General features: G+C 44.4%; 13 protein-coding genes. 4 read left to right on the top strand and 9 right to left on the bottom strand.

Annotated elements, in window-relative coordinates:
- Positions 1-105: 105 nt before the first annotated feature.
- The 4 genes from JMX96_RS09625 to nfsB form a co-directional block, all read right to left on the bottom strand.
- Positions 106-2544 (bottom strand): xanthine dehydrogenase family protein molybdopterin-binding subunit, encoded by a 2439-nt coding sequence (locus JMX96_RS09625; protein WP_201568816.1) that lies wholly within the window; start codon positions 2542-2544, stop codon positions 106-108.
- A gap of 2 nt (positions 2545-2546) precedes the next feature.
- Positions 2547-3539: an FAD binding domain-containing protein gene (locus JMX96_RS09620; RefSeq protein ID WP_201568815.1), complete on the bottom strand. Its 993-nt coding sequence runs from the start codon at positions 3537-3539 to the stop codon at positions 2547-2549.
- A complete protein-coding gene (locus JMX96_RS09615; protein ID WP_201568814.1) occupies positions 3536-4207 on the bottom strand; it encodes a 2Fe-2S iron-sulfur cluster-binding protein in 672 nt (223 codons plus the stop codon). The genes JMX96_RS09620 and JMX96_RS09615 overlap by 4 nt, the downstream gene beginning before the upstream one ends.
- Before the next feature lie 335 nt (positions 4208-4542).
- Complete coding sequence (gene nfsB, locus JMX96_RS09610) at positions 4543-5199, bottom strand: oxygen-insensitive NAD(P)H nitroreductase (RefSeq protein ID WP_201568813.1); 657 nt, start codon at positions 5197-5199, stop codon at positions 4543-4545.
- Positions 5200-5590: 391 nt separating this feature from the next.
- Between nfsB and JMX96_RS09605 the strand changes: the two genes are divergently transcribed.
- Both JMX96_RS09605 and JMX96_RS09600 read left to right on the top strand, forming a co-directional pair.
- Positions 5591-6244, top strand: a complete 654-nt coding sequence (locus tag JMX96_RS09605) for a DsbA family protein (protein ID WP_201568812.1) — start codon at positions 5591-5593, stop codon at positions 6242-6244.
- 44 nt (positions 6245-6288) lie between these two features.
- Positions 6289-6984, top strand: a complete 696-nt coding sequence (locus JMX96_RS09600) for a haloacid dehalogenase type II (protein WP_201568811.1) — start codon at positions 6289-6291, stop codon at positions 6982-6984.
- A gap of 124 nt (positions 6985-7108) precedes the next feature.
- On the opposite strand, the gene JMX96_RS09595 is transcribed toward JMX96_RS09600, so the two are convergent.
- Entirely contained in the window at positions 7109-8239 is a 1131-nt protein-coding gene (locus JMX96_RS09595) for an S-(hydroxymethyl)glutathione dehydrogenase/class III alcohol dehydrogenase (protein WP_261862992.1), read from the bottom strand.
- Between the two features lie 292 nt (positions 8240-8531).
- Here JMX96_RS09595 and JMX96_RS09590 point away from each other — a divergent pair, with 292 nt between their 5' ends.
- Positions 8532-9452, top strand: a complete 921-nt coding sequence (locus JMX96_RS09590; protein WP_201568810.1) for a LysR family transcriptional regulator — start codon at positions 8532-8534, stop codon at positions 9450-9452.
- A gap of 111 nt (positions 9453-9563) precedes the next feature.
- Positions 9564-10082 (top strand): DUF302 domain-containing protein, encoded by a 519-nt coding sequence (locus JMX96_RS09585; RefSeq protein ID WP_201568809.1) that lies wholly within the window; start codon positions 9564-9566, stop codon positions 10080-10082.
- Positions 10083-10172: 90 nt separating this feature from the next.
- Here the strand turns inward: JMX96_RS09585 and JMX96_RS09580 are convergent, their stop codons facing one another.
- The 4 genes from JMX96_RS09580 to JMX96_RS09565 all read right to left on the bottom strand — a co-directional run bounded on the left by JMX96_RS09580 (position 10173) and on the right by JMX96_RS09565 (position 15109).
- Complete coding sequence (locus JMX96_RS09580) at positions 10173-10460, bottom strand: DUF4031 domain-containing protein (protein ID WP_201568808.1); 288 nt, start codon at positions 10458-10460, stop codon at positions 10173-10175.
- Between the two features lie 95 nt (positions 10461-10555).
- The gene (locus tag JMX96_RS09575) at positions 10556-12817 is read right to left on the bottom strand and encodes a transglutaminaseTgpA domain-containing protein (protein WP_201568807.1); all 2262 of its coding nucleotides are present in this window, start codon (positions 12815-12817) and stop codon (positions 10556-10558) included.
- Positions 12814-13830, bottom strand: a complete 1017-nt coding sequence (locus tag JMX96_RS09570; RefSeq protein WP_201568806.1) for a DUF58 domain-containing protein — start codon at positions 13828-13830, stop codon at positions 12814-12816. Before JMX96_RS09570 ends, JMX96_RS09575 begins: the two co-directional genes overlap by 4 nt.
- 253 nt (positions 13831-14083) lie before the next feature.
- The gene (locus tag JMX96_RS09565; RefSeq protein ID WP_201568805.1) at positions 14084-15109 is read right to left on the bottom strand and encodes an AAA family ATPase; all 1026 of its coding nucleotides are present in this window, start codon (positions 15107-15109) and stop codon (positions 14084-14086) included.
- Between the last annotated feature and the right edge of the window lie 2 nt (positions 15110-15111).

Here is a 15111-nt window from a genome sequence, read left to right as displayed (position 1 = left end):
TCTTATTTGGTAGTTATTTTCTTGATAATGACGAAATATACTGCTGATTGAGTTATAAAAACCCGCTCATTAAGCGGGTTCCTGTCGTACATATGGCTCAAAAAATTACTCTGGCATCTCGTAAAGCAATTTATCAAGCGTAATCGGAAAATCATAAACGCGTACGCCGACGGCATTATAGACAGCGTTAGCAATCGCGGCGGCAGCACCAGCAATAGCAGTCTCACCAATGCCCTTGATATGCATTGGGTTGGTATAAGGATCATCCTCTTCGACCAATATCACATCTAACTGTGGTACATCGGCATTGACTGGCACATGATATTCAGCGAGATCATGGTTACATAGGCGACCGTCACGTTTATCGTAGATGACCTCTTCCATCAACGCTGAGCCAATACCGAATACCATGCCACCATAGCATTGCGAAGTCGCTGTTTTATGGTTAAGAATACGACCTGCGGCAAATGCGCCTGTCATGCGTTTTACTCGAATCTCACCAGTAACTTTATGCACAGCTACTTCAGCAAAGTTTGCACCAAAAGAAGACTGACGATACTTTTTACCATTTTTACCTGGCTTTATCTGTCCTTTGGCACTGACTTTTTGCTCCTCGTAGCCTGCGATCACGTCAGCAAGCGCATATGATTCTGTATTGTCAAAATCATATTTTTCTGATGCTGTCTGTTCTTCTAATACATTCTCTGAAAATGAGACTCCGGTCGTTTCAGATATCTTATCAATAGTGCTATCAGCAAACGCTTGACCGTTCTCTTTGGCTGCCTCTACTGTAGTCAGATCATGCTTGCCTACTTGCTTAATTTGACCATTATCTAGCTGAATCGTATCAGGGTATAGACCGACTTTTTCTGCTAACATTTCACGCAGCTGCTCACAAGCGAGGTAGACACCACTACCTGCACTTGCTGCACCCCAGCTACCACCTGAACCTGATGCAGGTGGTAAGGCACTATCGCCTAATTTCATCTCGATATGGTCGATAGGTAATCCTAATAAATCTGCTGCTACCTGAGAAAACACTGTATAAGACCCTGTACCGATATCCGTCATATCTGTCTCGATAACTGCTTTGACACCAAGCGCTTTTGACTTATCGATTTGCAGCGTTGCGCGCGCTTCAGAAGACTGTAACTGGTTACCACGTGCGGCCGCAGCCATGCCCGTGCCTATCCACCAGTCACCTTCTAATTGACTGGCAGGCTTTGTGTTGCGCTGACTCCAACCAAACTGCTCAGCACCTTGCTCCATACAGGCAATCAGCTGGCGCGTCGAAAATGGAATGTCTTTACTAGGGTCTTTTTCGGGTTCGTTACGGCGGCGCAGCTCTATAGGATCAAGGTCCAATTGCGCAGCCAATTCATCCATCGCACACTCAACGGCAATCATACCGACCGCTTCACCAGGTGCACGCATAGAGCCTGATAGCACTTGGTTCATATCAACCATTTCGTAATTTACACGGCGGTTTTTACCACTGTATAGATAGTGCGTAGACAAGGCAGTTGGTTCAAAGAACGCTTCGTCTGGCAAATTGCTAGAAATGGTATCGTGAATCAACGTATCGATAACGCCATTTTTATCGCAGCCAATTGCAATGCGCTGACGAGTGTTTGAGCGTCTGACCGTTGCCTCCATCACCTGTGGACGGGTCATAGTAATCAATACTGGTCGACCAAGATCTTTTGACGCAATAGCAGCGGCAATAGATTCAGGCGCAATACCGAGCTTACTACCAAACCCACCACCAACATAGTGTGCAATTAGCTGAACTTGATCTTTGTTTAAGTTTAGCGCATCCATGACTTGCTGCTTACAAGACGCAAGCATTTGATTTGCCGTATAAAGAACGAGCTTATCCCCTTCCCAATGTGCCAATGTCGCATGTGGCTCCATCGCAGAGCTGTTTTGACTTGGCGTATGATAAAAGCGATCTAGTGTTACTTCAGCATTAGCCAATCCTTGCTCAGGATCGCCTTGGACATAATTTTTGTCAGAGCCTTTTTTTTCATCAACTGCATGGGCGTTAGACAACTCTTTAGTAAAATTTAATGCCGCTTGGTCAGTCTCATCTTTATAAGTGACTTTAAGCGCATTTGCCCCTTCTGTTGCTGCTTCAAAGGTTTCAGCGATTACAACAGCGATGGGTTGACCATGATAAAAAATCTCAGTCGCTCCCTGCTTTGGCGCTTTTTTCAATCCGCCTTGCTGAGAATTACGCAAGAAGTGCTTAGGATCTGTCACGACCTTGATAATATTGGGAATGCCATCTAAAGAACTACTATCGATATTCTGGACTTGCCCTTTAGCAATAGTCGCACCGACCAAGACACCGTACGCTTTATTGTCTAAATGGATTTCAGCACTGTAAGGTGCTTGACCACTAACCTTCAGCGAGCCATCAACACGGTTGATTGGCTTACCAACCAGTTTGCTCGCTGTTGTGCTAAATAAAGATTCAACAGGTTCATCCATGGTCATTTTTTTGGTCGGTTCTGACTGAGTGATTGATTCAAATAATGACATGATTATGCTCCCTCGCCCGCTAGTGCGCGCTGAATGACTTGTTTTAGTAGGCGACGCGTCAACGGTATCTTAAAGTCGTTTTGACCATTACCTTTGGCATCATTCAATAACAGATCGGCAGCTTGCACGATAACGTCATTATTGCCATCGGTATCCGTCAACAGTGCCTCAACTTCTTCATTACGCCATGGCTCCGTACCGATACCACCAAATGCCAATCGTACCGTTTTTAGATTACCGTTATCATCAGCGTCTATCACTGCGGCACAGGACACGAGCGCAAACGCATATGAGGCGCGATCTCGCACTTTGTCATAAGTATGCATACCTTTAATAGGCGCAGGTAATACAACATGAGTAATTAACTCGCCTGTCTCTAATACGTTTTCAATATGCGGCGTATCTTTCGGCAAGCGATAAAAGTCCTTCACATTGATAGAACGAGTCGATCCATCCGCTTTAACTGTCTCGATAGTGGCATCCAGCAAGCGCATCGCTACTGCCATGTCAGATGGATGCTGAGCGATACAGGCATCGCTCGTACCTAAAATAGCCAGCGTACGGTTCTCGCCATTGATAGCAGGACAACCTGTGCCCGGTTCACGCTTATTGCAAGCACTATCCGTTTGATAGAAGTAATAACAACGGGTGCGCTGTAAGAAATTACCGCCAGTCGTTGCTTTATTACGCAGCTGGCCAGTCGCTCCTGCCAAAATCGCTCGGGACAATACTGGATAATTTGCAATAACTTCAGGATGCGCTGCTAAATCACTATTGGTCACAAGCGTGCCAATACGCAGACCACCGTCGGCAGTGGTTTCAACTTGCTCTAATTCTAAACGGGTAATATCGACCAATTTAATTGGCGTTTCAATCTCCAATTTCATCAAGTCTAATAAGTTGGTACCACCTGCGATAAATGACGCATCTTTGGTACTGGCAGATATTGCCGCTTGCTCTGGTGCATCAGCACGGCTATATTCAAAGCGTTTCATGAGCGGCCTCCTGTTGTAGCAGTTGCTGTCTTGTTATTCGCTGAGGTCTTACCAAGTTGCGCCTCGCTCGGTGGCGGCGACCAGATACCTGTCACGCTTGAGTTTTGCACTGTATTGTCTGTTGTTTGAGTACTAGCTTCTTGTATTTGACTCTCTGATACCTGACTCTCAAGCACTTGTGAAATGGCTTTGATAATATTTGGATAAGCTGAGCAGCGGCAGATGTTACCACTCATGCGCTCAGCAATTTCTTGTACAAGGAGACCATCAGGATTTTTTAAGTCGGTGCTAACATGGCTTGGCCAGTTTTGCTTCACTTCTTCTATCAATGCGGTCGCTGAGCAAATCTGACCAGGCGTGCAATATCCGCACTGAAAAGCGTCATTGTCTTTAAACGCTTGCTGCAATGCCGATAATGACTCTGGCATTCCGATGCCTTCAATTGTTGTGATGTCATCACCATCATGCATAACGGCGAGCGTCAGACAAGAATTAACCCGTCGTCCATTGATGAGCATTGTACATGCCCCGCATTGACCATGGTCGCAGCCTTTTTTGGGTCCAGTAATTTGTAAATGCTGACGACAGACGTCGAGCAGTGTCGTACGGGCGTCAAGATTTTCAAGCTGATAATCTTGCTTATTGATTGTTAAAGTCAAAGTAGACATGCTGGCTTCTCGCTGGCAGATGAACATAATAAAATGGTGAAATACGCTTCAAAATGACAGCGTCAATAAATTTATTATGACGTATGAAAAAAGTTGTTTTGTTTTTACTTTGTAGGGGTTCCAGTGTAGTTTCTAATCTGCAAGAGTATCGAAATGTTAGCGCTGCTAATAGGTGATATATGATTTATCATCAGTTTTTAACGTTATTTCAAAGGAAATATCGATAAAAAAAGCCCCATAAACGGTCAGTTTATGAGGCTCTTAAATAGACTTTTTACGTATAGTATTTAGTAGATATGTCTATTAAATCCGTTCTTGGATTAGCTAATAACTGGCTAGGCTTTCGTGATAATCGTTTCTTCATCAAAACGTGATTTTGGCAGCTCAGCGTTAAAGTCATCTTTACTACGATAACCAAGTGATACGACTGCCACAGCGGTGTAACCTTTACTACGCAAATCAAACTCTTCATCAAGTGCTTTTAAATCCGCCCCTTCCATCGGCACCGCATCGATACCCAAAGTTGCAGCCCCTAGTAGCAGAGCGCCCATATTAAGATACAATTGCTCTATCAACCAATGTGGCTCGTCCTTTTGCTCATAACGACGAATGTCCAAAAACATTTTACGCGTCTGATGCATTTGCTCTTTAAATTGTGGTTCCGCAAAACGACCATCTGCATTTTCTTTTTCTAGTATGTCATTCAAAAACTCATCATCTGCATAGACACGGCTACAGAATACAATGACGTGCGAGGCACCTTTTACTTTGGCATCGTTGAACTCATACATGCCCTCAGTGCCTTTTGCGATTCGGGCTTTACCAGCTTCATCATCAGCAATGACAAAATGCCAAGGCTGAATGTTGGTACTCGAAGGACTTAGGCGCAAAATATCTTTTAGACTTTGGAAATCTTCTGCTGAGATTTTCTTATTGGTATCAAATTCTTTTGTGCTATAGCGCCAGTTCATCGCTTCAGTGATATTTTTCATCTATGACTCCATTATTGATATTAGTTTTTTATTCTTGCTTAGAATTTTTCTTCTTCGATTATCATTTAACGAAGCCACTTTAAATAAAAAGCTATTTTATGACCATGCCTGCTTGGTTAAGTATTCGTAGGTTTTGTTATGACTGAGTCAGCGTATTGCAAAAACGCCTACTTTCTTATTGGTAATGGTTACAATTACGCTACCGAATTGGCGACGCCGACTGCGCAGACTACATTGTAATCACTTAGTCATTCTCTTAGTATGAACTGACTTGATATATGGTAACTAATTATAGTTGTCTGATAACTAGGTATATCTGCTTGATTCCAACTGATATGCCACTATCTATACATCCCAAACAAAACATACATAATAATACCTGTGAGGAAATATGAGCACATCAGAAAAACCACTCCGAATAGATATCGTCTCAGACGTCGTCTGCCCTTGGTGCGTCATCGGTTATCGCCAATTGGCAGCAGCACTTGAGCAAACCAATACCGCTCACACTATCCACTGGCATCCGTTTGAGCTAAACCCAAATATGCCGAACGAAGGTCAAAACCTACGTGAGCACATCATCGAGAAGTACGGTTCTACCAAGCAAGAGTCAGATGCTAGCCGAGTCAGAATGACTGAAGCTGGACAGGAAGTTGGCTTTAAATTTAATTTCAATGATGACACACGCATGCACAACACCTTTAACTTGCATCAGCTGCTACATTTCGCTGATCAACAAGGCCGCATGCATGAGCTAAAGCAAGCCTTGTTTGCCGCGCATTTCACCAATAACAGAGACATCTCAGATATCAATGTGCTTGCTGATATTGCAGCAGAGACTGGGCTTGATCGTAGTGAATCATTGGCAGTGTTAGAAGGTCAGTTCTTTGCAAAAGAAGTACGAGCCGAAGAGCAGCATTGGCAACAGCAAGGCATCCAAAGTGTACCAGCGATTATCTTTAATGAGCGTCATCTGGTCAGCGGTGCCCAAGGGGTCGAGAACTACATCAGTATTTTAGAGCAATTGGCCAACATGACTGAGTAAACCACCTGACGTTATAAAAATGTCATTCTATAAAAGGATACTTTATGTCTTCTGAACGCTTTCCCTCGATTATTGTGTTCGACGTCAACGAAACATTGCTCGATATCGACACGCTAACGCCTTTATTCACCCGTGTCTTTGGCAAGCAAAGAGTACTGCGAGAATGGTTCGCTCAGCTGGTACTGTACTCGCAGACCATGACGTTATCCGGTCTCTATACGCCTTTTGGCGAGCTCGGCGTTGGTGCATTGCAAATGGTTGCTGATATCAGACAAGTGGCTTTGACAGACGACGATATCAATGAGTTCAAAGAAAGAATGAACGCGTTGCCGGCGCATCCTGATGCAGCGCCAGCACTGACTCGTTTGCGTGATGCAGGGTTTCGACTGGTCACGCTGACCAATTCAGCAAGCAGTGCGTCCCCAACGCCACTAGAAAAAGCAGGTCTCAGTCAATTCTTTGAGCAGCATTTCAGTATTGAGACTGTTGGCAAGTTCAAGCCAGCACCTGATACTTACCAATTGGTGGCTGATACGCTAGCCGTTGATACGTCAGACTTATGTCTTGTTGCCTGTCACCTCTGGGATACTATAGGCGCACAAGCGGCTGGTTGTCGCGGTGCATTTTTGACCCGTCCCTATAATGCGATGCTCAACGCGCCAAATGTACCAGTTCCAGATTTGACCGCATCAGATTTATCGACACTAGCGGATCTAATCATTAGCAAAAAGAGTGCTTGAGACTTTCAATCACTAAGCTATGTGTGGAAATAATATTAAAAAAAGGCTGCTTCAATATTGAAGCAGCCTTTTTATTTTTAACAAAGCATTTCTAAGACAATGACGTCGTTACTGCTGTCATTAACTACTCTGAGAAGTGTACAACCGTACGGATACTTTCGCCTTTGTGCATCAAGTCAAACGCTTCGTTGACGTCTTCTATCGGCATCGTATGAGTGATGAAGTCCTGTAGCGGAATCTCGCCTGCTAGATAGCGTTCGACATAACCTGGTAGTTCTGTGCGACCTTTTACACCGCCAAATGCTGAGCCCTTCCAGACTCGACCAGTCACTAACTGGAATGGACGGGTTGAGATTTCTTGTCCAGCACCAGCCACACCGATGATGACCGACTCACCCCAACCTTTGTGGCAGCACTCTAACGCTGAACGCATGACATCGACATTACCGATACATTCAAACGAATAATCAACACCGCCATCAGTTAGCTCAACGATCACTTCTTGAATTGGTTTGTCATAATCTTTTGGGTTGATACAGTCAGTTGCACCTAGTTTTTTGGCTAACTCAAACTTGCTTTCATTGATATCAATCGCGATGATACGGCTGGCTTTTGCCATAGCAGCACCAATTACTGCTGACAGTCCAATACCGCCCAGTCCAAAGATAGCTACTGTAGCGCCCTCTTCAACTTTTGCAGTATTCATGACCGCGCCCATGCCAGTAGTCACACCGCAACCAAGCAAGCAAACTTCTTGTAATGGCGCTTCTTTATTGACTTTAGCCAAAGAAATCTCTGGTAAAACCGTGTACTCAGAGAAAGTTGAGCAACCCATATAATGATAGATAGGCTCGCCGTCTTTATAAAAACGTGTAGTGCCATCTGGCATCAAGCCTTTGCCTTGAGTCTCGCGCACTGCCGAGCAAAGATTGGTTTTTCCTGAGCGGCACATTTTACAGACGCCGCATTCTGCCGTGTATAACGGAATGACATGGTCGCCGACCTGAACACTGGTCACGCCTTCGCCAACTTGCTCAACGATACCGCCGCCTTCATGACCCAAGATCGCAGGGAATACGCCTTCTGGGTCTTCACCAGATAAGGTAAAAGCATCTGTGTGACAGACACCACTGGCGACGATTTTTACCAATACTTCGCCTTTGCGCGGTAGCATGACGTCCACTTCTTCGATAGATAGTGGCTGCTTTGGACCCCACGCGATGGCGGCTTTTGATTTGATAAATTTATCTGACATAAAATTCTCTCTTTTTAATTGATTGTTATTTATGGGTGATGACATGACAGTTGCGTTATAAGTGCAATCCATTCTAGTAACTTGCTAACACATTTTATGGATTTTGGCGTTCACTATATCCACAGTTAAAACGAATAAAGATAGACTGAGCTTATCTTGCCTGCCCTCTATAGGCAAGCATCGATGACAGTAAAACACTCTCTGTTTACATTGATACCAACCATTATATTTATTTCTGAGCGGATAACAATATGCTATATTTGCAAATATCTTTTACATATTGGTAATAATCATGCGCTGGGAAGGGATTAGTGAGTTTGTCTATGTCGCAGAATATGAGAGTTTTACGCGTGGTGCAAAAGAGCTGGGTATCTCGACGGCACAAGTCAGCCGTCAGATCAGCGCGTTAGAGAAACGTTTAAATATAAAGCTGCTATATCGAACCACACGCAAGGTCTCATTAACCGAAGAAGGACGTGTATTCTATCAGCACTGCCGCAGTGTGCTCGATGGCTTGGATGCGGCTGAGCAAGCCGTAAGCAACTTACAATCAAAGCCTCAAGGCAGGATAAAACTAACAGCGCCCGTTACTTATGGTGAGCAGCAGTTATTACCACTCATCAATGATTTTATGATGCAATATCACGATATCGAAGTGACTGCCTTTTTGAGTAATCAGAAAATTGATTTGATTGAAGGGGGTTATGATTTGGCCATTCGTATTGGCAAATTGCATGACTCGACGATGATGGCAAAGAAACTTAGCCTGCGTACTAATTTTGTCTGCGCTGCGCCCTCTTATCTAAAAAAACACGGCATACCGCACCATTTAAGTGATTTAAGTCAACATAACTGCCTATTGGGTACACGTGACTACTGGCATTTTATAGATACCACTAAAACAAAAGAGAACAGCGATACTTATGGTAAGACGGACAACCAACAAACGAGCGTAGAAAGGAACCTGCGTGTCTCTGGTACGGTGCAATACAATAGCGGCCATAGTCTGGTCGATGCTGCGCTAAAAGGGCTAGGTATCGTACAGCTGCCTGATTACTATGTGCAAAAGTACTTAGCGTCTGGCGAGTTAGTCAGTTTACTCGATGACTATAGAGAACCCGAAGAAAGCATTTGGGCCATCTATCCGCATAACCGTCATTTATCACCAAAGATTAGACTGCTCGTAGATTATTTGGCAGAACATTTGGTTTAACGTTCTGTTAAGACGTATTGCAATCACAGACCTGATTACGCACAATGAATATTCGATGTTGCTCATTATAGTTAGGACTGACCATACTACAGACAACTTAAAGGTGTAATTATGATTAAAATCGTCTCTATCGCTGCGCTGGCAGTGGCCGTTTCCGCTTGTGCCAGTATTGATACGCTGTTGGATAAAACCAATAGCACCGGTACTATGACAGACACCACAACCTCTATCAATGCCGAAAAAGGCTTGGTAACTTTACAGAGCAATCACTCTGTCCAAGATACCGCAGACAAACTGGTCTCAGTTATCGAAAGCAAGGGTATGAAAGTATTTGCACGAGTCGATCATCAGAAAAATGCACAGAGTGCCGACTTATCATTGAGACCAACGCAAGTCGTTATGTTTGGTAATCCTAAAGCAGGTACGCCATTAATGAACTGTGAGCAAACTGTTGCCATTGATTTACCACAAAAAATCTTAATTAGCGAAGATGCTGATAAAAAAGTATGGCTGTCATACAACAACCCTGACTACCTCAAGACACGTCACAATATCAAAGGTTGCGATACCGAGATTGCCAATATCTCAAAAGCACTCAACGCGATCAGTACTGCAGCAACAGCAAAATAATGTGTTTGGTATAGTTGAATAAATATATATTCGAGTAAATAAGTGAACAGGCAATTGAAACATTACTTATTTACTTGAAAATCCCTCATATTAAGAATGACTAGATTGCTCTATCTGGTCATTCAACTCTACTTTTAATTTCTTTGCACACTCGATAATTTTTCTGCGATCAGCAGGAATCGCGCCGTACTCAATCGCGGTTTCTCGCATTTGTACGGTGACATCATAATGCGGATAACTGGCATCACGATGGAATAGACGCTCATCTAATTCAATGAACGCCGCAAACTCATGCAGCTCTTGCAAGCTATCGGCAAGCATATGACACCACTTATGGCCTCTGAATTTTATCTGCACAAAATCTACATATATCGCCATATAACCGCCTCTCTACTTATCCACTAATTCGCTTATCTAACTTGTCGTCAGTTCAAGATACCTTAGCAACTTAATAACACTATCATCAAAAACCTTTATAACAATGCGCGTACATCTTTTTTAAGTTGTTTGAGTCGTTCTTGATACTTGCTATGACTACTATCAAATGTACTCAGTCGTCCATAGCGTAACTGACGGTAGTTTTGTCTAATTTCAATAAGCTTTGCCTGAATAACGATTGGATCATTGCTATCTGTTAGCTGACTCGTAGAATGAGCAGTGTCATCCTGACGGCTATCAATAGCCGATGCCAGACGTTCCAGCCAAGCTAGCTGCCCTTCGTTATCATTGCGGGCTAATAATTTATCATGCTTAGCAACACGTTTTGAAAGCTGAGCAAGAGGCAAGTCTGCTGGGTGCCAGCGCTTACGGCGACGATACCAAATGACAAATACTAAGATAGCCATAACGGAAACCGCACTGGTGGCTAACCAAATGATTTGCTGCATGATTGAGCTGATATTGAACCATTTGAGTAGCGAGTCGGCCTGTTTGTCTTGGTCATAGCCAACTACGTCTTTTTGCCAGTAGTAGCTCGCTTGGTCTGATAGGCGGCGTAGCGTTTGTAGCATCTGATACTGCTGATAGCTGATTTGTGCACTGGCACCATTGCCAAACATAGCTGCCCCTTGCTGCTCGGTCATCGTATTCATGCCTTGCTCTACTCGCTCAGGCGCCACAAAGGCTGTCGGATCCACACGTACCCAGCCTTGGCCCTCAAGCCAAACCTCAGTCCATGCATGCGCATCCATTTGCCGCACTTCCCATACGTTACCATTGCGACTTGGCTCACCGCCTTGATAACCCGCTACTACTCGTGCAGGAATGCCAGCGGCGCGTAGCATAAAGGTAAAGCTTGACGAATAATGCTCACAGAACCCTGCTTTGGTTTCAAATAAAAACTCGTCAATCCGATTGGTATTGAGCCGTGGTGGCGACAACGTATAGCGAAACTCTGTCCGATTGATCCATTGCTCAATAGCAGCGATATAGCGCACAGGGTCTGAACCTGACTGCTCAAATAACTGCTTAGCAAGCGCGCGTGCTTGTGGATTACCTTCATTAGGCAAGGCAAGATTCTCGCGTCTTGATGCCTTTGTCAAAACTGGGTCAATACGCATCGATGCAAACTGCGATACATCATAACGGAGCTGCTGCGTAACAGGCTGATCTTTGGTTAAAGTAAAGTCTGATGTGGTATTGATGTCTGGCTGCTGAGAAAATGGATAATCAAGACCGAATAGCCAGTTTTGCTGAGTAGGTTCTAAGATAACCTTGTAATTGACAGGTGCCGCCCTTGATTCGTCAGGTACAGTAGCAAAGGCATTCTGAATCCATGCAGGTGCTTGCAATCTCGACGACCATTGACCCTTTTGGGAAGCTGGTCGCCATGTGACACCATCGAAATCACTAAATACCAAACCGCGCCAATACAGCTGCTGTTGCGGTGGGCGCTCATCAGCAAACTCTACCCGAAAGGCTAGCTCAGTTGACTGCCCTAAATTGGCAAAATCACCAGGAGACATGCTATTAGACACACCTGTAACGGCTTGCTGACCTGAGAGCTGTACGGACCACAGTGGTGGCAGTCTCGGAAAAAACAAAAATAGCACCAGCAATAATGGTAACGCGCCAACCCCTAACACACCCAATGTCCGCAAGCGTCCATCACCGCTAGCATTGCTATCATCATTAAGCGCAATAAATGCTAGCAATACAATGACTGCGCCAACGATCACTTCTAAAGTAGTCAGTAAACCTTGATCCATCAAAAATAATGCCGCAAGCACGAACAATGATAAATTCAAAACCACATAGGCATCGCGGCGCTTATATAGCTCCCACAGTTTGCTAACTAGGCATAACACTAAAAATGCCACACCCATATCGAGCCCAAATGCCGTACTGTAGGTCAGCCACAGACCTAATAGCCCCAGCAGAAAGCCTAGCATTTGTACACTTTGATAAATACGCTTTAGGTGCGATAGTTTTTTGAATTTAGCTTTGATATGAGGCAATTGAGCGGCGATACTGACGGCGGCAAATCCTATCAGCCATAATGGTAAATGTGCGGCATGCGGTAACACAACGACGACTTGAGCAATTAATATCCAATAATAAGCTGGCAGTGCAAATAACTTACGATACCATTTAGCGTCATTTCGCTCAGGTCGAATTGAGACTTTTTGACCTAAAGCCAACTGCTCAAAGCTTGCCGTTTTTGTAGCATCGACCGCAGAATACTCTGTGGACAGTGTATCAACATCAGCAGAAGATAAGCGTTTAGAATTAGTCATGGTGCTTTCGCAAGCCTTAGCAAGCATGCTTGCGCAAAGGTTTCCCCGTTACCCATTTCCGCAGTAGCAGGAGTATCACTAGGTAAACGCATTTGAAACGGTACGCCTAGCTGACCCAGCGTCAATGCACCATAAGCCAATTGTGCAAGTTTTTGCTCGTGATGTGCAGCTGGCATATCTGCATAATCAAGCGTTTGCTCATGACCGACCGGATCAGCGAAGTGCTTGGTCAGCATGCCTTGTCCCCGCGCCACATGCCCCCAAGAGACTCGGGCCAATGACTCACCCTCGACATAATTATCTAATCGCTCAAAGTCGTCCTGACCCTGTCTATACTGCCCACCTGTTGGTAAATCCTCTAAGCTTGCGATTGCATATTTTGCTTGCCAGTCAAAAACTTCAGGTTTTGGATATACCCAAGCCGTACGCGCAAAGTATACGTAAGACCATGCACGCATGATACCTAGAGGATAAACTGTTTTTATTTTTAACCGTGGCAGTTCAAGCTGACCACGGTTGTAAGTCTGGACAGGCAGTCGAATGACTTGCTCGCCTTGTAATCGCGTGATGAGCACTGAACTTGGCGCGTTTGTGACATTTTTGGTTTTCTTATTGGCTAACTGCTCAAATTCAAATAGCAACTGACGCCGTGGTTGGCGACTATCACTATTCAACTGCAGCGTAATCCAGACAGGCAAGCCAGCTTCTGTCATAGTGACTTCTAGCAGACGCACTTGCAGACCAGATATATGAGCAAAAGTAACATGAAAACTAATTAGCCAAATACTAACCAGATAAAAGCACAAACCAAGCACCAAATTGTTGCCATAATTGATACCCGCGATAAAGGTAATCCCTAACAATACGGCGAATAGCATTCCTTCACGACTAAAGAAAATATAGACATTACGCAAATTAAGCGTAGCACTATCACTCTTAGGTGCGCGCGCGGCAAACCAGCGGCTCAGAGCTGATTTTATTGGTGCGGTTAAGGCCTTTGGCAATAAGCTCATGACTACCCTATTATTACCATCTAAATAACAATGCTGTCAGTATTTGTATTTATATCTAACTGACAAACAAACTCACGAATAGAACGATATAGTTGATTCAGGACAATTTGAATACAAGAAAAGCGGGTGAAAATACCGTAAATAGTGAACTGAGTGACTTTGATATTTTTTCTAAGTTATATAGATTTGACTATGTGTAGAATTATGGTTCAGCGATGCAGTTAATCAATAGGGTCAAACAGTCTGCCAGCTGCTAAGCAACGACTGACACTTCTGCTAGGATACGTTGGGCGATGGTTTTTGTTGCCTGCCCACCAGTCACATGCGCGGGTACGAAACGCTGACCGAGGCGATGATCAGTAACCGCAGCAAACACTGCTTGTATATCTTCAGGGGTCACTTCCATATATCCCGATACATAAGCATGCGCTTGGGCAGCACGTTGTAGTGATAACATGCCGCGAGGTGATAAACCATGATACTCTTGGCTTGCACGAGTTTTTGCAACCAGTCTTTGCAAGTAATCCAGTACTGTATCTGCTACATAAACTTGCCTGACACCCTGCTGAGCCAATAGTACAGCTTCAGTATCAAGTACCGTATCCAAATCCTTGAGTAGCTCGCGACGGTCTTTACCTTTTAGCAGCTCACGCTCTGCGGCAGGCGATGGATAACCCAATGATAAGCATAATAAAAATCTGTCTAACTGCGACTCTGGGAGCGGATAGACACCTGCTTGTTGCAATGGATTTTGAGTGGCAATGACAAAGAACGGTTGCGGCAAAGGATAAGTCTGACCATCTTGCGTGACTTGTCGCTCCTCCATTGCTTCAAGTAGCGCACTCTGCGTTTTGGGACTGGAACGGTTGATTTCATCGGCAAGTAATAACTGAGTAAATATGGGGCCCGGACGAAACTCAAACTGCTGTTTACTTTGGTCGTAGATGCTCATACCTAAAATATCAGCAGGCAACATATCATTGGTAAATTGCACTCGGCTAAAGCTCAAACCTAACAACTGTGCCAAGCCCTGAGCCAAAGTCGTCTTACCCATACCAGGCAAGTCCTGCAATAACAAATGACCGCCTGCCAAGATACAACTGAATGCTAGCCTAACTGCTTGCGGCTTGTCCAATACAATCTGATTTAATTGCGCTAACAGCTGTGCAATTTGCTGCTGGTTGCGTTGAAAATCAGCCGTACTAGGTATGGGCTGGCTGAGCGGATCCGCTGTTTTATGAGAGGTGAATAATGATATATCGTTAGCTGCATGGGTCATAG

This window comes from Psychrobacter sp. JCM 18900 (genome assembly GCF_904846625.1).
Taxonomy (GTDB): Bacteria; Pseudomonadota; Gammaproteobacteria; order Pseudomonadales; family Moraxellaceae; genus Psychrobacter.
This window is presented reverse-complemented; position numbering and strand designations above follow the sequence as displayed.